Genomic DNA, 24,836 nt, shown 5'->3' on the forward strand with positions numbered 1-24,836 from the left:
AGGCGGCGGGCGGCGCACGCGCCGTCCCCTCCGCCTGGCACCGATCGTCCGGACGCCGTAGGTTCGAGCCAGGTCCGCACGTCGTGAACGAGGTGGAGGCATCAGTGGCAGCGCTTCAGGGGAAGAAGGCCGTCGTCACCGGAGGGTCCCGGGGCATCGGCAGGGCCATCGTGGAGCGGCTCGCCCGCGACGGCGCGGAGGTCGTGTTCTCGTACGCGAGCAACGCCGAGGCCGCCGCCCAGGTCGAGGAGACGGTCAAGGCGGAGGGCGGCGGCGCCCACGGCATCCAGATCGACCTGGCCGAGCCCGAGGCCGCCGAGCGGCTGATGGCGGACGCCGCCGAGCGCCTCGGGGCCCTCGACATCGTCGTCAACAACGCCGCCGCCACCTACACCCCGGCCCCCATCGCCGAGACCGGCGACGAGCTGTTCGACCGCGTCATGACGGTCAACGCCAGGTCGGCGTTCGTCATCATCCGGTACGCCGCCAGGCACTTACGCGACGGCGGCCGCATCGTCAACATCTCCAGCCTCAACACCGTGCGCCCCGCGCCGGGCATCGCGCCGTACGCGGCCAGCAAGGGGGCGATCGAGCAGCTGACCGCTGTCGCGGCGCAGGAGCTCGGCCCGCGCGGCGTCACCGTGAACACCGTCTCCCCCGGCGCGACCGACACCGACCTGCTGCGGGCCACCAACTCCGAGGAGCGGCTGCGCATGGTCTCCACGATCACCCCGCTCCGCCGGGTCGGGGAGCCCTCGGACGTGGCCGACGTCGTGGCGTTCCTCGCGGGGCCCGACGGCCGCTGGGTGACCGGCCAGAACATCCGCGCCACGGGAGGACTGGTCTGACGGCGGGCGTGGCGGACTTTGTCCACTGAGAGGAAGAAGGGTACGATGCGGCGGAACTTCTCGCGGTGTCCGCGTAGGTAGTCACCTTCACTCGCGCAGTTCCGACCTGGAGGGCGCGTCCGGCGAATGACAGCTCGCCCCGAGAACATCCATCAGGCGCGGCTCCTCCTGCTTCTTCGCGGGGAGGGCGCGCGCTCGCGCGCCGAGCTCGGCGACGTCGTCCGGCTCTCCCGGTCCAAGGTGGCCGTGGAGCTCGACCGGCTCGCCGATCTCGGGCTCGTGGAGCCCGCCGGGCTCGCGGCGTCCCGCGGCGGACGGCGGTCCGGCATCGTGCGCATCGCGTCCGGCCTGCGGTTCGCCGGCATCGACATCGGCGCGACCTCGATCGACGTGGCGGTGACCAACGGCGAGCTGGAGGTGCTCGGGCAGATCTCCGCCCCGGCCGACATCCGCGACGGCCCGGCCGCCGTCCTCGGCCAGGCGCGCGAGCTGCTCGGCAAGCTGCGGGCCAGGGGCATCGCCGCCGAGATCCACGGCGCCGGCATCGGCCTGCCCGGGCCGGTGAGCTTCCCCGCGGGCATACCGGTCGCGCCCCCGATCATGCCCGGCTGGGACCGCTACCCGGTGCGGGAGGCGATGGGCCAGGAGCTCGGCTGCCCCGTGCTGGTGGACAACGACGTGAACATCATGGCGCTCGGCGAGCTGCACGCCGGGCTCGCCAGGTCCGTCGACGACTTCCTCCTCGTGAAGATCGGGACCGGCATCGGGTGCGGCATCGTGGTCGGCGGCAAGATCTACCACGGGGTGTCCGGCAGCGCGGGCGACATCGGGCACATCCAGGTCGACGAGCACGGCCCCGTGTGCGCGTGCGGCAACTCCGGCTGCCTGGAGGCCTACTTCGGAGGCGCGGCCCTGTCCAGGGACGCCCTGGCCGCGGCGCGGTCCGGCCGCTCCCCCTTCCTCGCGGCCCGGCTCGCCGAGAGCGGCGCGCTCACCGCCGAGGACGTCGCGGCGGGCGCGGTCGCGGGCGACCCGGTCTCCCTGAGCATGGTCCGCGAAGGGGGGCGGCGGGTCGGCAGGGTGCTCGCCGGCCTCGTGAGCTTCTTCAACCCGGGCCTGGTGATCATCGCGGGTGGGGTGGCCGGGCTCGGCCACGTCCTGCTCGCCCAGGTCCGCAGCGCGATCTACCAGCGGTCGCTGCCACTCGCGACGGGGAACCTCCCGATCGTGCTGTCCGAGCTCGGGGACGGCGCGGGCGTCGTCGGGGCGGCCCGCCTGATCAGCGACCACGTGTTCGCCGCGCACGCCTAGCCACGGGTCCACGGCGAGCCGGCCAGCGATCGGGCGCACGGCAGATCTCCATCAGTGCGGCGGTACAGCGCATTACTGCGACATTTCGGATCCTAGGTAGGACTCCCGCCACTGACAAGGGCCGTCCGGCCACCCCCAGGGATCGTCACCACCCCGACACATCCGGCTAGACACGACACAGCGGTCCAAGCAGGGACTTTGTCCAGCCACAAGGAAAAGTTCAATTGTGATGACGAAAGTTCTTCCAAAACCGGCAAAAGCCACGTAACTTCCTGGCCAAGTTCTTCGCACACTAACAAGGGGCCGGGGTGAGCCGAGCGGCGGCATCGACCGGCAGCGGACCGCGGCCGGACGAACGCCGAGGGAGCCGTTGCTCCAAGGCCGGAAAGGAGCCGGCCATCAGCTCCGCCACGGCATCGAGGATCAGCACCTTCTTCATCACACACGCGCAAGGCGGGAGTACAACACAATGAGTGCACACGAAGAGGAGATCCAGGTGGGCGGCGCGCTGCGCCGCAGTCTGGGCCTCAACCGGCGCCAGTTCCTGGCGGCCACGACCGGCGTCACCGCGGTGGCAGCCGTGTCCGCGGTCGGCGGGCTCGGGTCCGCGGCCCACGCGGCCGGCGGCCCGAACGGCGTCCTGATCCCGCCGCCGAGGCGCGGCATCATCCTGTACACCGTCCGGGACGCGATCTCGCGCGACCCGAACTCGACGCCCCTGGCCTCCGGCTTCCGGCGGGTGTTCGAGGAGCTCGGGCGGATCGGCTACCGGCAGGTCGAGTTCGCCGGCTACTCCCAGCACGCCAACGCCGAGGGCGGCGCGAACCTGGAGAGCGTCGCCGGCGCCCGGCTGCTGCGCGGCTGGCTGGACGACAACGGCCTCAAGGCGCAGGGCAACCACGGCTTCATCCCGGGCTCGTGGCCGTTCACCCAGCCCGACCTCGACCGCTTCAAGCAGCACCTGGAGATCGCCAACATCCTCGGCATGGACCACATGGGGACCGGCAACGACCCCACGGGCAGCGCCTACAAGGCCGACTGGGACATCGCCGCGGCCAAGTGGAACGCACTCGGCTCGATCGCCCGCGACGCCGGGCTCAAGCTCTACACCCACAACCACGACGTGGCGTACAGCTTCCTGCTCGACAGCGGCCCGCTCGACGCGCAGGGCCGTCCCACCCGCTCGTCGGGCATCCGCAGGCTGGAGTACTTCATCGAGATCAGCGACCCCAAGGTCGTCCACCTGGAGATGGACATCTTCTGGGCGTACGTCGCCCAGTACAAGCACCGCACGTTCACCGCGCCCGACGGCTCGGTCCAGACCGACATCTTCGACCCGCTGTCGGTGGTCAGGCCGAACACCAAGCGCTTCCCGCTGTTCCACGCCAAGGACGGCAGGTCCAACACGGCGACCGGCAACGGCTACGACATGGTGCCCTTCGGCACCGGTGACATCGACTACGCCGCGTTCTTCAGGGGCGTGGGCGCCAAGGGCTCCCACAACCCGATGTACGAGCAGGACAACGCCCCCGGCGGCACGGCCAACCCGGGTCAGTCACTGCAGTACGCCGGGGTGAGCTACGACAACATGGCCGCGCTGCGGGGCTAGTGAGCCCGACGGTCCCCGGCGGACCGCCACGTGATCCTTGCAGCGGCACGCGTGGCGGCCCGCCCTTTACCTGAGCCCCCCCAGAAGAAGAGGCGCAGCCGTTGAAGTTTACCCGTACCCTGCTCGGCGGCGTCGTGGCCGCCATGGCACTCTCGCTGGCGGCGCCCGGCGCCGTCCCCGCCTATGCCCATCCAGGGCATGACCCCGCGACCGAGTGGTCGAGCTACGAGAAGATCACCCTCACCAAGAGCGTCGGCGAACCGATCGACATGGCCGTGCTGCCCGACCTGCGCGTGCTGCACACCGCGCGCAGCGGCGACATCCGGCTGACCGACCCCGCCACCGGCATCACCAAGATCATTAACACCATCCCGGTGTACAACAACTCCGAGGACGGCCTCCAGACGATCGGGATCGACCCCGGGTTCGCCGAGAACAAGTGGGTCTACGTCTACTACGCGCCGAAGACCATGACGGCGCCGTACCCGGCGACCACCCCCACCGGCTCCTCGCCGAACACCCTGCCCACCGGCGCCCCCGAGTCGTACTGGGACCAGTGGAAGGGCTACAACCAGCTCTCCCGGTTCAAGTGGACCGGCGACGCCCTCGACCTGTCCACCGAGCAGGTCATCATCAAGGTCGAGACGCAGCGCGGGCAGTGCTGCCACGTCGCCGGCGACTTCGACTGGGACGACGACGGCAACCTCTACCTCGCGACCGGTGACAACACCCCGGCGAGCGCGCCCGGCGCCAACGGCTTCGCGCCCAACAACGACGCCCCCGGGATGAACCCCGGCTTCGACTCGCGGCGCGGCGCGGGCAACACCAACGACCTGCGGGGCAAGATCCTGCGGATCAAGGTGAAGGACGACGGCTCGTACACGATCCCCGACGGCAACCTGTTCCCGGTGGGGACCGCGAAGACCCGTCCCGAGATCTTCGTGACGGGCGTGCGCAACCCGTTCCGCATCGACGTCGACCCCGGCACCGGCACGGTCTCGTGGGGCGACTACGGTCCCGACGCGGGAGCCCCCGACCCCGCGCGCGGCCCGATGGGGTACGTGGAGTGGAACGTCACCCCCATCACCAAGCCGATGAACAGCGGCTGGCCGTACTGCACGGGCGACAACTTCAACTACAACAACTGGGACTTCGCCACCGCCAAGCCGCGTGAGTGGTTCGACTGCGCGGCCGGGGCCTCGAACACCTCCCGCTGGAACACCGGCCTGGACAAGCTGCCCCCCGCGACCCCGGCCGACCTGTACTACGGCGACAACAACACCCACCAGCCCGCCGAGTGGGCCGGGCTCACCGACTTCGACCTGCAGCAGAACGGCCAGGGCCCGATGGGCGGCCCGGTCTACCACTACGACGCGGACAACCCCTCGCCCACCAAGTTCCCGCAGTACTGGGACAAGAAGTTCTTCTTCGCGGAGTTCTCGCAGGACTACCTCGCCGCGTTCACCGTGACGGGCTCGGACGGGCCGGTCACCGCGATCGAGCACTTCCTGCCGAACAGCGAGCTGAAGAAGATGGCGATGCCCATCACCGACAGCCCGATGGACATCGAGTTCGGCCCCGACGGGTCGCTGTACGTGCTCGACTACGGCAACGGCTTCTTCCGCGAGAACCCCGAGGCGGGCCTGTACCGCATCGACTACACCCCGGGGAACAAGTCGCCCCAGGCGAAGATCTCCGTCGACAAGCGCTCCAGCAGCACCGCTCCCCTCACCGTCGAGTTCAGCGGCGCGGCGTCCACCGACACCGAGCCGGGCGAGCTGAAGTACGAGTGGGACTTCGACGGCAACGGATCCTTCGACGCCACCGGCGTGACGGCCTCGCACACCTACGACAAGCTCGGCCAGTACACCGCCCGTCTGCGGGTCAGCGACGCGCAGGGCAAGTTCGGGCTGGCGACCATCGAGATCACCGTGGGCAACACCGCGCCGAAGGTGACCATCGCCGCTCCCGGCAACGGCGGCTTCGTCGACTGGGGCAACGCGGTGCCGTTCCAGGTACAGGTCACCGACGAGGAGGACGGGAACAACCCCGTCTGTAGCAGGGTGCAGTGGTCGTTCGGCCTCGGCCACGACACGCACGCCCACCCGCTGACCACCGGCACGGGCTGCACCATCGCCTGGGCGACCCCCGCGGACGCCCCCGAGCACGGCGTGACCGAGAACATCTACGGTGTCGTCGTGGTGAGCTACCGGGACAACGGCGCCAACGGCATCCCCGGTGCGCTCGGCGACGCCACCCTCATCATCAACCCGAAGCTGATGCAGGCCGAGCACGCGGACGCCCTCAGCGGCGTCACCAAGGCCGAGGACGCCACGGCCTCGGCGCTCGGCAAGATCACCTCGTTCGACGCGGGCGACTGGATCGCCTACGACCCGGTCGACTTCACCGGCATCACCTCGGTGAAGACCCAGGCCTCCGGCGCGGGCACGCTCTCGCTGCGATGGAACTCCCCGACCGCGGACCCGTTCGCGAGCGTCACGGTGCCCGCCGGGGCGGGCTGGCAGACGGTGACCACCGCGCTGCCGAACGCGCCCACGGGCAGCGGCAGGCTGTACGTCACCTCGACGGGCGGCGTCGACGTCGACGCCTTCACCTTCGTGGGGGCCGGGGTCGCCGACAAGACGCCGCCGGTGGTCTCGGCGACGCTCAACCCGGCGCAGCCGACCGGGGAGAACGGCTGGTACACCGGCAACGTCACCCTGACGGTCACCGCGACCGACAACGGCACGGTGGCGAGTCGGCAGTACTCGCTCAACGGCGGCACCACCTGGGCGAACGCCAACAACCCGATCACCCTGAGCACCGAGGGCACGACCGAGGTGCGCTACCGGGCCACCGATAGCGGAGGCAACGTCTCGCAGGTCGGCACCGTCACGGTGCGGATCGACAAGACCGCCCCGGCCCTGACGGTGAGCGGGGTGGAGGCCAAGAAGTACGGCGACTCCGCCTCGGTCACCCCCGTCTTCTCCGCGTCCGACGCGACCTCGGGCGTGGCGAGCGTGACGGCGACGATCGACGGCAAGGCGGTCGCCTCCGGTGAGCCGGTCGCCCTGTGGAAGCTGGCGCTCGGCGAGCACACGCTGACCGTCACCGGAAAGGACAAGGCAGGCCAGACCACCAAGCAGACCGTCACGTTCGAGGTCACGACCTCCTTCACCGACCTCGGCGCGCTCCTCGACGCCTTCAGCGCCGCGGGAACGGTGAACAGCGACTCGCTCGCGGCGCAGCTCAAGAACGCCGAGAAGCAGGCGGGCCAGGACGAGCCCGCCAAGGCGATCAAGAAGCTGGAGCAGTTCGCGAAGTTCGCCCGCGACCCGCAGAAGGTGACCGACCCGGCCGTACGCGACGTGCTCGTCCGCGACGCGGAGGCCCTGATCGCGCAACTGCGCGGCTAGGCCCACCGGCCCGAGCCCCGCTCACAGCCGGGCTCGGGCCGGTGCACATCACGGCGGGGAGAGCCCAGGGGCTCTCCCCGCACTCGCTTCCGTCCCCCACCGCATCCCGGCGAGGGGAAAGGGAGACGCGGCGAAGGTACGTGATCACCGCACTAGCGGCGAAGGTACGTGATCACCGCGCTAGAGGGCGCGCTCGGCCTGGGCGCGGAGGTCCTGTACGGCCCGCGCCGGGTCGCCGGAGCCGTAGACCGCGTTGCCGGCGACGAACACGTCGGCCCCGGCCTCGGCGCAGCGCTCGATGGTCTTGGCCGAGACCCCGCCGTCCACCTGGAGCCAGATCTCGCCGCCGTGCTTGCCGATCAGCTCGCGCGCCTTGCGGATCTTCGGGAGCATGATGTCGAGGAAGGACTGCCCGCCGAACCCCGGCTCCACGGTCATCACCAGGAGCATGTCGATCTCGCCGAGCAGGTCCTCGTAGTCCTGGACCGCCGTGGCCGGGTTGAGGGCGAACCCCGCCCTCGCGCCTGCCGACCGGATCTGGCGCAGGGTCCGCACCGGTGCCTTGGCGGCCTCGGCGTGGATCGTGACGCTGCCCGCCCCCGCCTCGGCGTAGGCGGGGGCCCAGCGGTCCGGGTCCTCGATCATCAGGTGGCAGTCGAGCGGCAGGTCGGTCGCCTTGAGCAGCGACTCGACCACCGGCAGCCCGATGGTCAGGTTGGGCACGAAGTGGTTGTCCATCACGTCGACATGAAGCCAGTCGGCCACGTCCGCGACCTTGGCGGCCACGTCGGCCAGCCGGGCGAAGTCGGCGGTGAGGATGCTGGGTGAGATCTGTACGGCCATGATGCCGCAGTCTAGAACCCCGCACCCACCTTCCCGGCACGCCCCCGGCGCCGCCGCCGCCCACGGAGGCGGCGAGACGGCCCCCGCGCACTTCCCCGCCGTCCCGCCGTGGGTGCCGGCGCCTACGCCTCAGCGGCGGCCGTCGCCGGGGTCCTGCCCGCCGACCACCACCTCGGCCATGTAGCCTCCCCAGTCAGGCCGGGTGCCGTCGGCGTCGCGGAAGCCGTACTCCTTCGCCAGCCGCCACGACGACAGCGCCTGGCCCGACCAGCGCGCCACGTCAGGATCGGCGGCGAGCGCCGCCACGGCCCTGCCGACGTACACCGGGGTCTCCGAGGCGATGAAGTGCGGGTCCTTGGCCGTGCCGGCCCGCCAGTCGTCCTCGGTGACCCCGAAGTGGTCGAGCATCGCCTCCGAGCGCAGGAATCCGGGAGTCAGCGACAGCGCGGTGATCCCGTGAGCGCCGAGCTCCTTGGCCTGGGCCACCGCCAGGCGCATCACCGACACCTTGGCGAGGTCGTAGAAGAACGAGCCCCGGTATTCGTAGGAGTCGCCGTCGGTGATCTCGACGACGAGCCCGTCGCCCCGGGCGACCATCAACGGCACCAGGTGCCAGCTGGTGATGATGTGCGTGTGCACGGCGGTCTCGTGCAGGCGCAGCCCGTCCTGGAGCGAGTGCTCGTAGAACGGCACGCCCCACCGGGTGAGCGGGTCACCGCCCCAGATGTCGTTGACGAGCACGTCCAGCCGCCCGTCCTGCTCCTTTGCGACCCGCCTGGCGAGCGCCTCCACCTGCGCGGGGTCCAGGTGGTCGACCTGGACGGCGATGCCGGCGCCGCCCGCCGCGGTGACCAGCTCGGCGGTCTCCTCGATGGTCTCCGGCCGGTCCATCGGCGACCTGCCCGCCCGCGTGGTGCGCCCGGTCGCGTACACGGTCGCGCCGGCGGCGCCGAGCTGCACCGCGATCCCCCGCCCCGCTCCCCGCGTGGCCCCCGCCACCACCGCGACCTTGCCCTTCAACGGCTGATCCATTCGTGCCTCCATTAGTAAATGACTGTTCATTATCTAACGCGACACCGACAAAACGGCAACGAGTGGGCGCCACCCACGAACCCCTGGGGAGAAATCAGCTGTCGCGTCGGGGAATCACGGGGCCGGCTGAGACACCTGTGGGGAGGGTGGGCATCGTCCTGACGGTGAGGACGATGAGCGTCACAGCGCACAGCAGGAGCGCGACGATCTGACCGACGCTCACCGCCACCATGGTCCGGGTGGCCGGATCGATCGCGTCGACGGTCAGATAGAAGACATGGGCGAGCGTCACGGGCACGACCAGGATCGCCAGCGCCGGCGGCAGGGCGGGGGTCCGCCTGGCCGGGACCCACAGATGCGTCCCGACGCAGGTCACGGTCGCGGCCAGCAGCGCAAGACAGGCCAGTCCCGACTCGCCCAGCCACGGCCACACCCATGACCAGAACTGCCAGTTGATCGTCGGCGCCATCGACGCCGAGCCCAGCACCTTGAAGACCACGTAGACGAGGACGCCGGCGCCGACGGGCAGAGCGGCCACCCACCAGGGGCGGCGCGTCCGTGGCGCGTCACGATGGAATCCCGTCAGCAGCGCCAGCACGGGCACCCCGAACAGAAGGCTGTGCAGAACCAGCGGCTTGACGCCTCCATTCCAGAGCACATCCCCACTCTGGGCGATCGGGCCGTAGATGAGCATGAGAGCGAGCAGCGCCGATACCTTCGCGGCGCGCGGGCGACCGCGGACGAGCGAGGCGAAGGCCGCGATCCACAGCAGATGGGTGACCACCTGCACGATCTCCCACAACCTCTGCGCCGATGCGGCGGAGCCGGAGTAGTCGCCCGACGGCGGGCCGGAGATCCCGTAGAGCTCCACGATCTGGACGAGCCAGACACAACTCATCATTGCGTGAAAGGACAGTCCCAGCACGGCGACCAGGCGGACCCCCTCACCCCACGCGAAGAACCTCGGCGCCGCGCCGACACCCCCCAAGCGCACCCGGACCGACAGCCCGGCGACGCTGGCGATCTCCGACCAGTGCGGCCGGGGGTTGTCCTCATCGCGGAGATCGCCCGATCCCTCCATGAAGGCGCTGACCATCTCCGCCTCACGTTCGGCGCGATAGGAGGCGGGCAGCAGTCGCAGCACGTACCGGTAGCGGTCTTCCAGAAGGCTCACGCCATGCCTCCCGCGTAACGGGCGCGCAGCCGCCGGCGCGCGCTCTCGACGTTTCCGGCCAGCCGTACGGCCTCCGCCTCCAAGGCACGCGCCCCGGACTCGGTGAGCCGGTAGTAGCGGCGCAGCCGCCCCTGCTCGGCCTCCTCGCGGTCCAGCACGACCAGTTCGTCGGCGGCCAGCCGGTCGAGCACGCCGTACAACGTGCCGATCTTCAGATCAACGCGCCCGTCCGACAGCTTCTCGACCTCCCGCACGATCCCGTAACCATGCCGTGGGGCGTCGACCAGCGCGGTGAGAACGAGGAACGCGGGTTCCGTCATCGTACGTTGGCTCATGATGGCCACCATATATTGTCAAGCAAGATATCGGGGAGGCCGGACCTTGGAAAGGAAAGCCGTCACACACAGGCCAGGGACGCTTCACCGGCCACAAACAGCCCAGGTAGCCGGTCCGGCCGTCGAAACACACCAGGCCGGGGGTCGCTTCCGGATCCGCTGACGGATTTCCCCGCGGTCAGACCATGTACTGGTCGTGGCGGAGGTAGAGCTCGGTCCACTCTTCGGGGCTGAGCTGGCGGCCGGTGGTGGCGATCTCGGCGAGCTCCTCGAAGTAGGCCTCGCGCGGCGCGCCCGGGGCGAAGTGCAGGAGCATCGACGCGGGCTCGCCCGACTCGTTGCGGAACGCGTGGATGCCGCCCTCCGGCACGTGCAGGAAGTCGCCCGGGGTCGCCTCGATCCACTTGTCGCCGTTGTAGAGGCGGATCGTCCCGGACAGGACGTAGAACGACTCCGAAATCGTGCGGTGGAAGTGGGCGCTCGGCCCGCTGGGCTTCGGGCCCATGTCCCAGCGGTACAGGCCGTACAGGCCGTTCGTCGTCGCGCCGGTGGCCAGGTAACTGACCACCGTGCCGCCCTGACCCATGGTCAGCTCGGCCTCCTGCCGCGCCGGCCGGTACCTCGCGTTGACCTCGCCCTGCTCCGCGAAATAGCGCGGGTCTGGATACGACATGCTCGCAGCCCTTCTTCCGGTGACAACGATCACCCTATGCGCGTGGTCAAGGCCGGAGCGCCGCCCGCGTGATCGGGCCCGTGAGCTCTGGGCGCCGGGGTCAGGCCTGCCTGCGGAGCAGGGCGAGGAACATCGCGTCGGTGCCGTGCCGGTGCGGCCAGAACTGGGCGTACGGCCCGTCGCCGAGGTGGTCGACCTCCTCCAGGAACGCGGGGGCGTCGAGGACCGCCACGTCGCTGCGGCGCTTCGCCACGTCGCCGACCACGGCCCGGGTCTCGGCCAGGTGCGGCGAGCAGGTGACGTAGGCCACGACCCCGCCGGGACGTACGGCGTCCAGGGCCGAGCCGAGCAGGCGGCGCTGGAGCGCGGCCAGCTCTGGCACGCTCTCGGGGGAACGCCGCCACCGCGCCTCGGGACGCCGGCGAAGCGCGCCGAGGCCCGTGCACGGCGCGTCCACCAGCACCCGGTCGAACGCCGAGGGACGCCAGGCGGGCTCGGTGCCGTCGGCGGTGATGACCCCGGCCCTGCGCGTGGCCTTCCAGACCAGCCGGGCGCGGTGGAACCGCTGGTCGGAGGCCAGCAGGTGGCGGTCGTCCTTGATCGCGAGCGCGTCGAGCAGCCCTGCCTTGCCGCCGGGGCCCGCGCACATGTCGAGCCACAGGCGGTCGGACCCCTCCACCGGCACCCGGGTGAGCGCCAGGGCCACCAGCTGGCTGGCCTCGTCCTGTACGGCCGCGCGGCCCTGACCGACCGCTTCGATCGAGGCAGGGTCGCCGTCGGGCAGGTAGGCGGCGTACGGCGAGTAGCGCGCGGGGACGGCGCCCGCGTCGACCAGCTCGCCCACCGTGCTGCGGCCAGGCCAGGCGACCAGGGTGACCCCCGGACGCTCGTTGTCGGCGGCGAGCAGCGCGGCGGTCTCCTCGGCGTCGCCGCCCACGGCGTCGCGCAGGGCCGAGGTGATCCACCGGGGGTGGCTGTGGGAGACGGCGAGGTGGCCGATCGGGTCGTCCTCGGCGCTCGGGGCCACGATGGGCAGCCACTGCTGGAAGTCCCTGGTGGCGACCTTGCGCAGGATCGCGTTGGCGAACTTGGAGGCGCCCACGCCGATGCGCAGCCGTACGAGGTCGACGGTCGCGCTGACGGCGGCGTGCGGGGGCACCCGCGTCTTCAGGAGCTGGTGCACGCCGATGCGGATGGCGTCGAGCAGCGGCGGGTCGATCTCCTCCGGCGGCCGGTCGCTGCACGCGGCGATGATCTCGTCGTAGGTGCCGAGGCCGCGCAGGGTGCCGTACGCCAGCTCGGTCGCCAGCGCGGCGTCCCGCCCGGCCAGGCCGCGCTCGCGCAGCAGCGTGGGCATCAGCAGGTTGGCGTAGGCGTCGCGCTCGTCGACGGCCCGCAGGAGGTCGTAGGCGACGTTGCGCGCCTCGTCGCGCACCGGCTTCGGCCGCTTCCCGTGAGCGCGGCCCCCGTTCTTCGACCGGCCCGCCTGTCTGTCCCCCGGCGTCACATTTCCCCCGTAGTCACGTCTGACCGGCATGCCCGGTCCTCACCCGCGTCGCGTCTCCCCATGGCCGGGGGTCAGTCGAGCCGGTCGCCCGCCGCGAGCCGGACACCACGTGCCCACTCGCCGGCGGTCATCTGGCGCTTGCCCTGCGGCTGGACCTCGCCGAGCAGCACCGGGTGGCTCGCGGTGCCCACCAGGACGGTGTTCTTGGCGACCGCGATCTGGCCAGGGGACAGCTCGCCCATGCCGGGAACCAGCGCGGGAGCGTCGGGCGCGGGCTGTATGGGACCGAGCTTGAGCCGCTGGCCCCGGAACTCGGCCCAGGCGCCCGGAGCGGGCGTGCAGGCGCGGACCAGACGGTCGACGCGCATCGCGGGGGCCGTCCAGTCGACCCGCGCGTCCATCACGTCGATCTTGGGGGCGTAGCTGATGCCGTCGGAGAGCTGCGGGCGGGCTTCCAGCGTGCCGTCCTGCACGCCGTCGAGCGTGGCCGCGAGCAGCCCGGCGCCCGACTCGGCGAGACGGGCCAGCAGCTCGCCGCTGGTGTCGGTCGGCCGGATCTCCTCGGTCACGACGCCGTAGACCGGCCCCGCGTCGAGCTCCTTGACGATCTGGAACGTCGCCGCCCCGGTGATCGGGTCACCGTGCAGGACGGCGTGCTGCACCGGAGCGGCGCCCCGCCACGCGGGCAGCAGCGAGAAGTGCAGGTTGATCCAGCCGAAGCGCGGGATGTCGAGCGCCGACTGCGGCAGCAGCGCGCCGTACGCCACCACCGGGCAGCAGTCGGGCTCGATCTCCTTGAGCCTGGCGAGGAACTCCGGGGCTCCCGCCTTGGCCGGCCTGAGCACCTCGACGCCGGCGGACTCGGCCAGCTCCGCCACCGGGCTGGAGTGGACCTTGCGGCCCCGCCCGGACTGGGAGTCGGGCCGGGTCACCACGGCCACCACCTCGTGCCGGGGCGAGGCGAGCAGCGCCCGGAGCGACGGCAGGGCGGTTTCCGGGGTTCCGGCGAAGACGAGGCGCACGGTGCTAGAGGGCCTTCCCTTGAGTGGCGTGCGGCGAGAACTTGACCGCGGGGGCGGCGAGGCCGCTCCACTCGGCCTCGCGGATCGCCTTCATCGCCAGCTTGCGCTGCTTGGGGTCCATGCGGTCGATGAACAGCACGCCGTCGAGGTGGTCGGTCTCGTGCTGCACGCACCGGGCCAGCAGATCGGTGCCCTCGATCGTGACCGGCTCACCGTGCATGTCGACCCCCTTGGCCACCGCGCGGATGGCGCGCGGCGTCGGGAAGGCGAGGCCCGGGAAGGACAGGCAGCCCTCCTCGCCCTCCTCGTCCTTCTCCTCCGACAGGTCGAGGGTGGGGTTGATCAGATGGCCCAGCGTGTCATCGACGTAGTAGGTGAAGACGCGCAGGCCCACGCCGATCTGCGGCGCGGCGAGCCCGGCCCCCGGCGCGTCCATCATGGTGTCGGTGAGGTCCTTGACGAGCTTGCGCAGCTCCTTGTCGAAATCCTTGACCGGCTCCGCGGGGGTGCGCAGCACCGGATCGCCGAACAGGCGGATCGACTGAATTGCCACGGACGACTCCGTTCACATCACGAATTGAAGGTGCCTCTAGTTTATGGCTCGCCGGGAACGCGACGTTTGTGGTGCACGCCGACGCGCCCGGGGCGGGCCCGCAGGGCACACCGGGGCCCCGCCCGTGATCAGCGGGACCGCGCCTTCATGGCCGCCTTGCGCGAGGCCTTGGCCACCGTGGCCTCCGGGTGGTGGGCGCCGAGCAGGTCGAGGACGGCGATGGCGTCGGGGTGGCCGCTGCGGCTGATGTCCTCCACGAGGCGCAGCAGCTCGTCTCCGGCCTCCAGCGCCTCGAACTCGCCCATCGCCTCGTGGGCGTCGGGGATGTGCAGCAGCGTCGCCAGGGTGTCGACGGCGAGCCAGGTGCCGTCGTCCTCGGTGAGGGCGGGGGCGTCCAGATCGCGCACGCCGAGCCAGACCGCCGCGTGCCGCCACATCGAGGGCTCGGCCAGCGCCTCGCGCATCGCGGGCTCGGCCTCCGGCCCCATCTCCTCAAGGACCGTGCCGATCACGCCGCGCTGCCCCGCGGTGCCGGACGCCGCGACCTTGATCAGCTCGCGTGCGGCGTCCTCGGGAACTCGGCGCTCGACCCACAGCATCGGGGCGCTCGACGGAGCCTCGCCCGAGAGCATCGCGTCGACCAGCTCGGCGGCGCTGAGCTCGGCGAACCCCGCGATCTCGGAAAGCAGCGGGGCGTCATGGCCCTCGCGCAGCAGATCTTGGCGGACGGCCCACACGCCGAGGGGGGTCAGGCGGACGCTGTCGGCCCCGCGCTCGAAGAGCCCGCAGTACTCAAGGAGGTCGAGGGCCACGTCGAGCTCGGCGGGAAGGCTCTCGCGCAGCCGCCGCATCTCGGGGCCGCGGGCCTCGCAGCCGATCTCGTGGGCCTGGAGCATGCCTTCGACCAGGGCGGCGTAGGTGATGCCGTCGGTGGTGGCGTAGATCGTGGCGAGCATCTCGGTGAGGTGCTCGTCGGCCACCGCCGAACCGGTCAGCCCCTCGTCGGTGCGGTCGAGCACGTCCATGACCACGCCGTCCCAGAACTCCATGAGGTCGGAGGGCAGCCCGGGCCCGGGCGAGACGCTCGTGCGGACGATGCGCAGCAGGCCGGCGTTGACGGCCACGATCCAGACCAGGCGCAGCCGGTCGTCGCCGAGGCGCAGCTCGGCGGCGGCGTCGCGCGCGTCGGCGGCGAGGAGCAGCCCCTCGCCGGTCACCTCGCGGGTGCCGGTCCACGCGGCGAGCAGCCGGGCGTCTCTCACGAGCGGCACCGAGAGGACCGCCTCGGCCAGCTCGGCCGAGGAGGCGATCTCGACCGGCGGGAAGCTCAGCACCTCGCTCTCGCACTCGCCGCAGTCGCAGTCTTCGTCGCCGCCCGCCATCTCGGCGAGCAGCGCCTCACGCTCCTCGCCGGACACGCTTCCCAGCTCGTCGATGAGGTTGCGCAGCTCTCCAAGATCGAAGATGCCGCCGTTCCCGCTGTTGGCCATTCAGGCAACTTACTCCACACCAGCCACAGCCGATGACGGACTGCGGACGTTGACCAAGACCGCTCAGTGAATGCCACGGGAGCGCGCCTTGAACGCCGCCTTGCGCGCGGCCTTGGCGAGGTTGCGATCGGGCAGGTGGCGGCCGAGGAGGTCGAGCACCTCGGCGACGTCGGGGTGCTCGACCCGCCACATCTCCTCGATGACGTGGGCCGGAGGCCCCGCGACCGCGAGGTTCTCGGCGAACTCCTCAGGGTCGTCCTCGGCGCCGGGCATCGCCAGGGCGAGCATGTCGACGCTGACCCACAGGACCTCCTCGGGGGTCAGGGCGGGCGCGCTGAGCCCGTGGGACGCCAGCCAGTGGACGACGTGCGGGCGCAGCTCCGGGTCGTCCAGGAACGGCCGTACGGCCGGGGCCGCCTCGGGCCCGAGCCCGTCGACGATCGTGACGGCCACCCCCCGCGCCACCGCCGTCGCCCCCCGCACGGCGGTGAGCAGCTCCAGCGCCGCCTCCGCCGGGGAGCGCCGCTCCAGCCACCCGTCGATGTCCCGCTCGGCCTGCTCGGCCGACACGCCCGCCAGCAGCCCCGCCACCAGGCCCTCGGCGTCGCCGTGCGCGGGGTCGGACGCGACGGGCGCCACCAGGCCCATGCGGGAGTACATCTCGCGCAGCCCCCACAGGCCGTGCGGGGTCAGCCGGACGACCTCCCCCAGGCGCTCGACGGTGCCGCAGTGGCCGAGGACGTCGAGCGCCGCCTCCAGCTCGCGGGGGTCGTCACCGCCGGGGCGGTCGTCCGCCCAGGTCTCGTCGAGGTGCTCACGGACCGCGAGGACGGCCATGGGCGCCCGCAACCGGTAGAGCAGCTCGTGGACGGCGTAGGGCTCGCGGTCGAGCTGGACGGAGCCGGTGAGGTCCGCCGCCGGGCCTCCGGTGAGGAACGCCACCGTGCCCGCCCAGAGCTCCAGCACCTCGCCGTCGTCACGGGACGCCGGCGGCCGGAAGCCGGGAGCCGGCCTCACCGCCGCGCGGGAGACCTCCACCAGCTCGATGGCGACCGCCAGCTCGAAGGCGAGGGCCGGGGAGGCGACGCCGAGCTCACGGGTGATGCGCGCGGCGTCCCTGACGCGCAGGGAGCCCTTGACCGTGGGCGTGTGGCCGCCCTCCACCATCCAGGCCACCACGCGGTGGGCGTCCTGGAGCAGGCCGGTCTCGCGGGCCGCCCGCGCGACCTCCTCGGGCGGCGGCAGCCGTACGGGCGGAAGCGGCGAGCAGCCGGGGCACTCGCACCCCTCCTCGTCGGCGGTGACGCCCCGAAGGTGCTGCGAGGGCGGCCCCATCATGTCGTCGCCGGAGCCGAGGGGCGGCCCGGTGCCGAGCGCGTCGCCGTCGGCGCCCATCGCGCCGAAGATGCTCTTGGCCATGCCGAACTTGGAGGTGTCGGCCAGGGCCGCCGGCATCTCGGGCGCGATCTCGTCGATCTTGGCGCGCATGCGGGTGGCCATCTTGGCGCCGATCTCACCGCTGTCGAGCAGGAAGTCGACGAGCGTGCGCGCCGCCGCGACGGTCTCGGCCGCGCTCTCGGGCGGGGCGATGACCTTGCGCGGGTAGATGTCGAGCAGCAGGTGCTCGAACGTGCCGGGCGTGAAGTCGGAGAGCTCGCTCACATCCAGGTAGTCGCTGGCGTAGTCGCACAGGAGCCGCACCTCGTCGACGTCCACCGCGACATCCTTCGAGCGCCCCCACGCCCGGATCTCCTCGATGGCCCCGTTCACCCATTCGATCGACACAGGGAGAAACTAACGGCTTACTTTCAGCACCGCGAATCGGCGACCTGGGGTCAGATCAGATCGATCGGATCCATACACACCCGGACCAGGTCGGGAGCCTTACGCGCGGACCTCACGCCCTCCGCTCCCTTGAGCGTGCGGGCCAGCGCGCCGCCCGCTCCCCTGGGCACCCTGATCATGATCCGCTCCTCCGGCTCGCCCGGCGCGTGCCTCGGCGCGTCGAGGGGGACGGGGCCGAGAACCTGCGCGCCCTCGGGCAGCCTGAGGCCGGCCGCCATCTCCCTGACCCCCGCGGCCGAGCCGGTGAGCGTGGCCACGCGGACGGCCGGGGGGAACCCCAGCGCGGCCCGCTCGGCCAGCTCCCGCTCGGCGTGGGTGACGGGGTCCCAGCGCAGCAGCGCCTGCACGGCGGGGACGGCCGCGTCGGCGAGCACCACCAACTCGGCCGCGGGGCGCAGCAGCGCCGCCGCGTTCATCCAGCGGCGCAGGGTCTCCTCGGCCGCGCGCAGGTCCGGACGGCCCAGCAGGGCCCAGCCGTCCAGCAGGACCGCCGCCGCGTAACCGCCCTCGGCGACCGGCTCCGCGCCCGGCGTGGCGACCACCAGCGCCGGGTTCGGGCCCACCGTGGCGAGGACCCCGTCGCGCCCCGAGGTCTTGACCGGGACCGACGGGAAGGCGCGCCCGAGCTCCTCGGCCGTGCGCCGTGCGCCGACCACCACGGCCCTCATGCGGTTGCTCCCGCACGCCTGGCAGCGCCAGGTGCCCGCGATGCGGCCGCACCACCGGCAGTACGGTGCGGCATGCCCGCCGCGCAACGCCAGCGGCCCCCCGCACGACGGCCCGCCCGCCCCGGCCGTCTCAGCGCCTCGCGGTTCGGCCTGGGCCGCCGGGGACTGGGCGCAGCGCGCCGGGGCGCGGCAGTTCTGGCAGGCGAGCGCGGGGAGGTAGCCGCGGCGTGGCACCTGCACGAGGACCGGGCCGCTCGCCAGGCCGTGCTTGAGCGCCCCCCAGGCCACGCTCGGCAGGCGCGCCGCTCGCGCGGCCTCGTCCCGGGCGAGGTCGGTGTCGTCGCCGGCCGGCCGCACGCGGGGCGCGCGCCGCCGGAGCTCCTCCCTCGACGGGCCGATCGGCCTGGCCCAGCCCGTCGCGATCAGCTGCGTCGCCTCGGCCGTACGGGCGTAGCCCGCGATCAGCATGGCCGCCCCGGTCTGGTGGGCGCGCAGGGCAAGGACCTCGCGGGCATGCGGATAGGGCGCGAGCCGTTCGGCGTGCAGGTCGTCGCCGTCGTCCCAGATCACCGCGAGACCGAGGTTGCGCACGGGGGCGAACGCCGCCGCCCTGGTGCCGGCCGCCACCCGCACCTGTCCTCTCAGCACGCGCAGCCACCTGCGGTAACGCTCGGCGGGGCCGAGGTCGGCGGTCAGCGCCACATGCCGGCCCTCCCCGAGGACGCGGCGCAGGGCGGCGTCGAGCAGTGCCACGTCCTTGCCGTCGGGCACCACGGCCACGGCTCCCCTGCCGCTCTCCAGGGTGGCGAGGACGGCCAGGGCGATGCCCTCCGGCCACTCGGGTCCCTCCGGGGGACGACCTTCGCCACCGGTGCCGGGGAGAACGTTCCACACCGCGCGCGGGGCCCGGCCCTCGGCCAGAGCGGTGAGGAACGACGCCCCCATGGCATACCCGCCCCACGCCCCGGCCTCCGGCACCACGCCTCCCCGGCCCACCGCCTCTTGTTGGCCCACCGCCTCCTGGCCCTGCAGGCCCTCCTCACCGATCTCGCCCTCGCGCCTCACCGGGGCCGGCCGCGCCTGCTCGGCCTCCTCGGCGGTCCTCCCGGGCGTACCTTCCTCGGCTGCCGGGGCGGCCGGCCGTACCGGCTCCGCCGTTTCGGCGGTCGGGCCGGGCGTACCTTCCGTGGTCGCCGGGGGGGCCGGCTCGCCGGTCTCGGCGGGGGGCGAGGCCGCTCGCTTGGCGGCCTCGGCCTCCACCCTGGCGTGCCTGGGCGGTACGGCGAGGCGCAGGACGTCGGACATGGTGCCGGCGTAGCGGTCGGCCACGGCGCGGCAGAGGGCCGCGACGCGCGGCGTGAGCACCGGCTCGGGGGACACCACCCGCTCAAGGCCCGCGAGCTTGCCCTCGTGCTCGCTGCTCTCGGCCCGCTCCAGCAGGAACCCGTCGACGAGCTTGCCGGCGAAGCGGACGCGCACCCGGCAGCCCGGCAGCGCCCCGGCCGCCATGGCCTCCGGCACGAGATAGTCGAACGGCCGGTCGAGATGGGGCAAAGGGGTGTCGACCAGGACACGGGCGACGGGAAGCACCTCGGCCGGCACGAGCGCCCCCTTGGCGTGCTCCTGCGCGGCCTGGGCGGACGTCTGCCTCGAAGGGGCGGGGGCCCTGTCGCGGGAAGCCGGAGACCGGCCTGAGGTCGCGTGGGCGGGCGTCGCGGGGCCGTTCGCGGGGGTCTCGGGGCCGTTCACGGGAGTGGCGGGGCCGTTCACGGGAGTGGCGGGGCCGTTCACGGCGGCGAGGGGCAGCAACGCTCCCGCGTCGTCGGGACGGCTCGCTTCGGTCACCTTTAGGTCCTACCAGACGACGCCGATGAGGCCGGAATCAAATCGCGGCCCGTGGAAGCACCCACGAGCCGCGATCGTCGCCTTGGATCAGAGGCCGGCGGCCTCACGGAGCTGCTCCGCGCGGTCGGTGGACTCCCAGGAGAATCCCTCGCGGCCGAAGTGGCCGTACGCCGCGGTCTCGGAGTAGATCGGGCGGAGCAGGTCGAGGTCGCGGATGATCGCGGCCGGACGGAGGTCGAAGACCTCCAGGATCGCCTGCTGGATCTTGTCCACGTCGACCTTCTCGGTGCCGAAGGTCTCCACGAACACGCCCACCGGCTGCGCCTTGCCGATGGCGTACGCCACCTGCACCTCGGCGCGGTCGGCCAGCCCGGCGGCCACGACGTTCTTGGCCACCCACCGCATGGCGTACGCCGCCGAGCGGTCGACCTTGGAGGGGTCCTTGCCGGAGAACGCGCCGCCACCGTGACGGGCCATGCCACCGTAGGTGTCCACGATGATCTTGCGGCCGGTCAGGCCCGCGTCGCCCATCGGGCCGCCGATCTCGAACCGGCCCGTCGGGTTGACCAGCAGGCGGTAGCCCTCGATGTCGATGTCGAGGCCGGCGAGCACGGGCTCGACCACGTGCTCGCGGATGTCGGGGGTCAGCATCTCCTTGAGGTCGATCTCGGGAGCGTGCTGGGTGGAGACCACGACGGTGTCGAGGCGGACCGGGCGGTCGCCGTCGTACTCGATGGTGACCTGGGTCTTGCCGTCGGGACGCAGGTAGGGAACCGTGCCGTCCTTGCGGACCTCCGACAGCCGGCGGGCCATGCGGTGCGCCAGCGTGATCGGCAGCGGCATCAGCTCAGGGGTCTCGCGGCAGGCGTAGCCGAACATCAGGCCCTGGTCACCGGCGCCCTGGCGGTCGAGCTCGTCGACGCCCTCGCCCTCACGGTGCTCGTAGGCGTCGTCGACGCCCTGGGCGATGTCGGGCGACTGCGCGCCGATGGACACCGACACGCCGCACGAGGCGCCGTCGAAGCCCTTGTGCGAGGCGTCGTACCCGATCTCGAGGATCTTCTCGCGGATGACGCCGGGGATGTCGATGTAGGTGTCGGTCGTCACCTCACCGGCGACGTGGACCTGGCCGGTGGTGATCATCGTCTCGACCGCGACCCGGCTCGTGGCATCGTCCTTGAGCATGGCGTCGAGGATGGCGTCACTGATCTGGTCGGCGATCTTGTCCGGGTGGCCCTCGGTAACCGACTCGGAAGTGAACAGGCGGCGGGACAACTCAGTGGCTCCTCATGCAGCGGCTGCTGACGTCGTGGGCTTGGCGTGAGACGGCCTAAGCGCTCCGCCGAGTCTAGCCCTACCTGAAGCGGCGTCGCTCAACCGTCTTGGCAGATGGTCGTGGCCGACGGCCTAGAGATCAGGAAGCGGATCTCTGGGCAGGTCGCCCGGGGAGAACGCCTCGGCGTCCGCCGCCCCGACGACAGCGACGTATTCATCGTCGACCTCGAAAACCGTACCACCCAATTCGATCGTGGGCCCGGCACCGAATCGCAGCGGGCCGAGGCGAGTCCGCCTCGGGTACGTCGCCCACACGGCGGCCGGCTCGTAACGGCTGAACACCTTGGTGGCCAGCACGGTGACGGACCGGTCGGAGACCACGATCATGTAGTTCGCCACGCCGCCCGAACCGACCAGGGAGACGGGAAAGACGTAGTGGACGCTCTCGCCGGGGGGCAGCAGAGCGCGGCAGCGTCCTCTTATGGCGGCGGTCACCGGCATGATTCAGCCCTCTCACTGCGGCCTGCCCCTGGAGTATCCGCCGGGGAGCGCCCGCCAGCAAGCGCCCCGGAGCCGATATCGGGCCGATCAGGCCAGCCGGGCGGCGACGAGGTCCCAGACGGTGTCGGCCAGGGCTTCCTTCGGGCCGCGCGGGACCTCCACGGGGTCGGCCCCCGCCACCAGGATCACCGCGGCGTTGTCGGGCGTGCCGAAGGCGAGGTGCTCCCCCACCTGGTTGACGACGAGCAGGTCACAGCCCTTGCGGGCGAGCTTGGCCCTGCCGTTGGCGAGCACGTCGTCGGTCTCGGCGGCGAACCCGGCGATCACCTCGGGAGCGGGCTTGCGCCCTTCCCTGCGCCGATCGCACAGCTCGGCAAGGATGTCAGGATTTTTCGTGAGATGGATGGGCTCGGGCTCGCCGGACGTCTTCTTGATCTTCGAGTCGCTCCTGGCCGCGGGCCGGAAGTCGGCGACGGCCGCCGCCATGACCACCGCGTCGGCGCGCTCGGCGGCATCGAGCACGGCCGCGCGCATGTCGAGCGTGGACTCCACGCGCACCATCGTGACCCCGGCGGGGTCGGGCAGCGCGACGTTGGCCGCGACCAGCGTCACCTCGGCCCCGCGCGCCACGGCCGTGCGGGCCAGGGCGTACCCCTGGAGACCCGAGGAGCGGTTGCCGATGAAGCGGACGGGGTCGATCGCCTCGCGGGTGCCCCCGGCTGAGACCACGACCCGGCGGCCGGCGAGGTCGCGCTCGCGCCCCGACAGCACGCGGCGGCAGACCTCGAAGATCTGCTGAGGGTCGGGAAGGCGCCCGGGCCCGGTGTCGGCGCCGGTCAGCCGGCCGACGGCGGGGTCGATGACCAGCGACCCCCGCTCGCGCAGCGTCGCGACGTTCGCGCGGGTGGCGGGGTGCTCCCACATCTCGGTGTGCATCGCGGGGGCGAAGACCACGGGGCAGCGCGCGGTCAGCAGGGTGTTGGTGAGCAGGTCGCCGGCGAGGCCATGCGCCGCCTTGGCGAGGATGTCGGCGGTCGCGGGCGCGACCACGACGAGATCGGCGCCCTGCCCGATGCGGACATGGGGCACCTCGTGGACGGACTCCCAGACCTCGCTGGTCACGGGATTACCCGACAGGGCCGCCCAGGTGGGCTCGCCGACGAAGCGCAGGGCGTCACGGGTCGGGACGACGCGGACGTCGTGCCCCGACTCGGTGAACAGCCTCAGCAGCTCGCAGGCCTTGTAAGCGGCGATGCCCGCGCCGACGCCGAGAACGACACTCGGCCTCGCGCGGACCTGGCTCGCCATCGCTGTCTCCGGAAGGGAGCCGGTCAGCCCTCGATCGGCTCGGAGGTGAGCAGACCCTCGGAGACCTCGCGCAGCGCGATGGACAGGGGCTTCTCCTGCGCGTGGGTCTCCACGAGGGGACCGACGTACTCGAGAAGACCCTCGCCCAGCTGGGAGTAGTAGGCGTTGATCTGGCGCGCCCGCTTCGCGCCCATGATGACCAGGCTGTACTTGCTGTCGACGACCTCAAGCAGCTGGTCGATCGGCGGGTTGGTGATGCCTTCGGCAACCGGGGCAGTGCCTGCCACGTCGTCGGCCTCTCAGTCGAATGTCGAGTCTTCGGTCTTGGCCTCGAAGGATACCAAGGGGAACCGGCAGGGCCGACTCGCCCAGGCCAGGCCGATCTTCACTTCATCAAGGCTATCAGCCGGCCGCACACTTCCTTGACGGCCGTGTTGACGAGCGTGAGGTCGAACTCCTTCTCGGCGGCCAGCTCGACGCGGCCCGCGGCGAGGCGGCGCTCGATGACGTCCTCGGGCTCGGTGCCGCGACCGCGCAGGCGGCTCTCCAGCTCCTCCCAGCTCGGCGGGGCCAGGAAGACGAGCAGAGCCTCGGGCATGGTCTCACGCACCTGCCGGGCGCCCTGCAGGTCGATCTCCAGGAGCGTCGGCACGCCGAGGGCGAGCTTGCGCTCCACGGGCACGCGGGGCGTGCCGTAGCGGTTGCCCGCGAACTCCGCCCATTCGAGCAGCTCGCCATCGGCGATCATGCGGTCGAACTCGTCGCCGGCGACGAAGTAGTACTCGACGCCGTGCGTCTCGCCCGGACGGGGGGTCCTGGTGGTCACCGAGACCGACAGCCACACCTCTGGGTGGGACCGCCGAAGCTCGGCGACGACCGTGGACTTGCCCACGCCCGACGGCCCGGAGAGGACCGTGAGACGGTTTCCCGTCGGTCCGGAGGAGACCACGGTCGCCTCCGGACTCCCGGATGGAGGCATGGGGTCACCGCCACGTGTCCCAGACCCCCCGAAAACGGGCGCCTCGTGGGCTCCGCCCTCTTCGGGCCAGGACGTACCGGTCACACCACACCCCCCGTTGATCTTTGCTCGTGCGGACCGAGATCAGCTCTCGGCGCCGCCGAACTCGCGCTCCAGAGCTGCGCGCTGGTTCGCGCCGAGGCCCCGTACGCGACGGGACTCGGCGATACCGAGCCGCTCCATGAGCTGCTTGGCGCGGACCTTGCCCACGCCGGGGAGCGACTCCAAAAGTGCCGACACCTTCATCTTGCCGATGACGTCGTCGGTCTGACCATCCTTCAGCACCTCAGCCAGAGAAACCGCGCCGTGCTTCAGCCGGTTCTTGACCTCGGCACGCTCCTTGCGGGCCTTGGCAGCCTTCTCCAGGGCTGCGGCGCGCTGCTCGGGGGTCAGGGGAGGAAGAGCCACGCCGGGTCACCTCGAATTTCTGTCGATGTACTCGGACGGGAGGGGAAACTAGCTGGTCTTGGGCTTCCAAGCAACGTCAAGACCAGTTTCTCCCCTCACAAAATTCATTTCATCACTCTTCGTGTTCGAGATATCGCAGCGCGTCGACAAAATGC

General features: G+C 71.8%; 21 protein-coding genes. 4 read left to right on the top strand and 17 right to left on the bottom strand.

Translation table 11 applies throughout. The annotated features are described in order from the left end of the window. The first annotated feature begins 104 nt into the window (after positions 1-104). The 4 genes from OG589_RS21790 (at position 105) to OG589_RS21805 (ending at position 7,184) form a co-directional block, all read left to right on the top strand. A complete protein-coding gene (locus OG589_RS21790) occupies positions 105-848 on the top strand; it encodes a glucose 1-dehydrogenase (RefSeq protein WP_405151769.1) in 744 nt (247 codons plus the stop codon). 126 nt (positions 849-974) lie between these two features. Next, complete coding sequence (locus OG589_RS21795; protein WP_405151771.1) at positions 975-2,159, top strand: ROK family protein; 1,185 nt, start codon at positions 975-977, stop codon at positions 2,157-2,159. A gap of 469 nt (positions 2,160-2,628) precedes the next feature. Beyond that, positions 2,629-3,768, top strand: coding sequence for a sugar phosphate isomerase/epimerase family protein (locus tag OG589_RS21800; RefSeq protein ID WP_405151773.1), 1,140 nt, complete (start codon positions 2,629-2,631; stop codon positions 3,766-3,768). Between the two features lie 101 nt (positions 3,769-3,869). Next, a complete protein-coding gene (locus OG589_RS21805) occupies positions 3,870-7,184 on the top strand; it encodes a PQQ-dependent sugar dehydrogenase (RefSeq protein WP_405151774.1) in 3,315 nt (1,104 codons plus the stop codon). A gap of 180 nt (positions 7,185-7,364) precedes the next feature. Here the strand turns inward: OG589_RS21805 and rpe are convergent, their stop codons facing one another. From rpe to mihF, 17 genes are all read right to left on the bottom strand, one after another. Further along, positions 7,365-8,027 carry a ribulose-phosphate 3-epimerase gene (gene rpe / locus OG589_RS21810; protein WP_405151776.1) on the bottom strand — a complete coding sequence of 221 codons (663 nt, stop codon included), beginning with the start codon at positions 8,025-8,027 and terminating at the stop codon, positions 7,365-7,367. Positions 8,028-8,156: 129 nt separating this feature from the next. Then, on the bottom strand, positions 8,157-9,059 hold the full coding sequence (locus OG589_RS21815) for an SDR family oxidoreductase (protein WP_405151778.1): 903 nt from the start codon (positions 9,057-9,059) through the stop codon (positions 8,157-8,159). Positions 9,060-9,153: 94 nt separating this feature from the next. Beyond that, positions 9,154-10,233: a hypothetical protein gene (locus OG589_RS21820; RefSeq protein ID WP_405151780.1), complete on the bottom strand. Its 1,080-nt coding sequence runs from the start codon at positions 10,231-10,233 to the stop codon at positions 9,154-9,156. Beyond that, on the bottom strand, positions 10,230-10,568 hold the full coding sequence (locus OG589_RS21825; protein WP_405151782.1) for a PadR family transcriptional regulator: 339 nt from the start codon (positions 10,566-10,568) through the stop codon (positions 10,230-10,232). Before OG589_RS21825 ends, OG589_RS21820 begins: the two co-directional genes overlap by 4 nt. Before the next feature lie 178 nt (positions 10,569-10,746). Continuing rightward, on the bottom strand, positions 10,747-11,241 hold the full coding sequence (locus OG589_RS21830; protein WP_405151783.1) for a cupin domain-containing protein: 495 nt from the start codon (positions 11,239-11,241) through the stop codon (positions 10,747-10,749). A 100-nt stretch (positions 11,242-11,341) separates the two neighbouring features. Next, entirely contained in the window at positions 11,342-12,778 is a 1,437-nt protein-coding gene (locus tag OG589_RS21835) for an RsmB/NOP family class I SAM-dependent RNA methyltransferase (protein WP_405151785.1), read from the bottom strand. A gap of 41 nt (positions 12,779-12,819) precedes the next feature. Then, positions 12,820-13,770: a methionyl-tRNA formyltransferase gene (gene fmt, locus OG589_RS21840; protein ID WP_405151787.1), complete on the bottom strand. Its 951-nt coding sequence runs from the start codon at positions 13,768-13,770 to the stop codon at positions 12,820-12,822. A 4-nt stretch (positions 13,771-13,774) separates the two neighbouring features. Continuing rightward, a complete protein-coding gene (def, locus tag OG589_RS21845; RefSeq protein WP_405151789.1) occupies positions 13,775-14,323 on the bottom strand; it encodes a peptide deformylase in 549 nt (182 codons plus the stop codon). A gap of 128 nt (positions 14,324-14,451) precedes the next feature. Further along, positions 14,452-15,813, bottom strand: a complete 1,362-nt coding sequence (locus OG589_RS21850) for a hypothetical protein (protein ID WP_405151791.1) — start codon at positions 15,811-15,813, stop codon at positions 14,452-14,454. A gap of 63 nt (positions 15,814-15,876) precedes the next feature. Then, on the bottom strand, positions 15,877-17,598 hold the full coding sequence (locus OG589_RS21855; RefSeq protein ID WP_405151792.1) for a hypothetical protein: 1,722 nt from the start codon (positions 17,596-17,598) through the stop codon (positions 15,877-15,879). A gap of 50 nt (positions 17,599-17,648) precedes the next feature. Next, a complete protein-coding gene (locus tag OG589_RS21860; protein ID WP_405151793.1) occupies positions 17,649-20,171 on the bottom strand; it encodes a primosomal protein N' in 2,523 nt (840 codons plus the stop codon). Positions 20,172-20,258: 87 nt separating this feature from the next. Then, a complete protein-coding gene (gene metK / locus OG589_RS21865; protein WP_405151795.1) occupies positions 20,259-21,446 on the bottom strand; it encodes a methionine adenosyltransferase in 1,188 nt (395 codons plus the stop codon). A 132-nt stretch (positions 21,447-21,578) separates the two neighbouring features. After that, entirely contained in the window at positions 21,579-21,947 is a 369-nt protein-coding gene (locus OG589_RS21870; RefSeq protein ID WP_405151797.1) for a hypothetical protein, read from the bottom strand. Between the two features lie 87 nt (positions 21,948-22,034). Next, complete coding sequence (coaBC, locus tag OG589_RS21875) at positions 22,035-23,255, bottom strand: bifunctional phosphopantothenoylcysteine decarboxylase/phosphopantothenate--cysteine ligase CoaBC (RefSeq protein ID WP_405151799.1); 1,221 nt, start codon at positions 23,253-23,255, stop codon at positions 22,035-22,037. Between the two features lie 23 nt (positions 23,256-23,278). Beyond that, the gene (rpoZ, locus tag OG589_RS21880; protein ID WP_203982740.1) at positions 23,279-23,542 is read right to left on the bottom strand and encodes a DNA-directed RNA polymerase subunit omega; all 264 of its coding nucleotides are present in this window, start codon (positions 23,540-23,542) and stop codon (positions 23,279-23,281) included. Between the two features lie 98 nt (positions 23,543-23,640). After that, on the bottom strand, positions 23,641-24,234 hold the full coding sequence (gmk, locus tag OG589_RS21885) for a guanylate kinase (protein ID WP_405151801.1): 594 nt from the start codon (positions 24,232-24,234) through the stop codon (positions 23,641-23,643). 123 nt (positions 24,235-24,357) lie between these two features. After that, a complete protein-coding gene (mihF, locus tag OG589_RS21890; RefSeq protein ID WP_114031276.1) occupies positions 24,358-24,681 on the bottom strand; it encodes an integration host factor, actinobacterial type in 324 nt (107 codons plus the stop codon). Between the last annotated feature and the right edge of the window lie 155 nt (positions 24,682-24,836).

The organism is Sphaerisporangium sp. NBC_01403 (assembly GCF_045040145.1).
Lineage (GTDB): Bacteria > Actinomycetota > Actinomycetes > Streptosporangiales > Streptosporangiaceae > Sphaerisporangium > Sphaerisporangium viridialbum.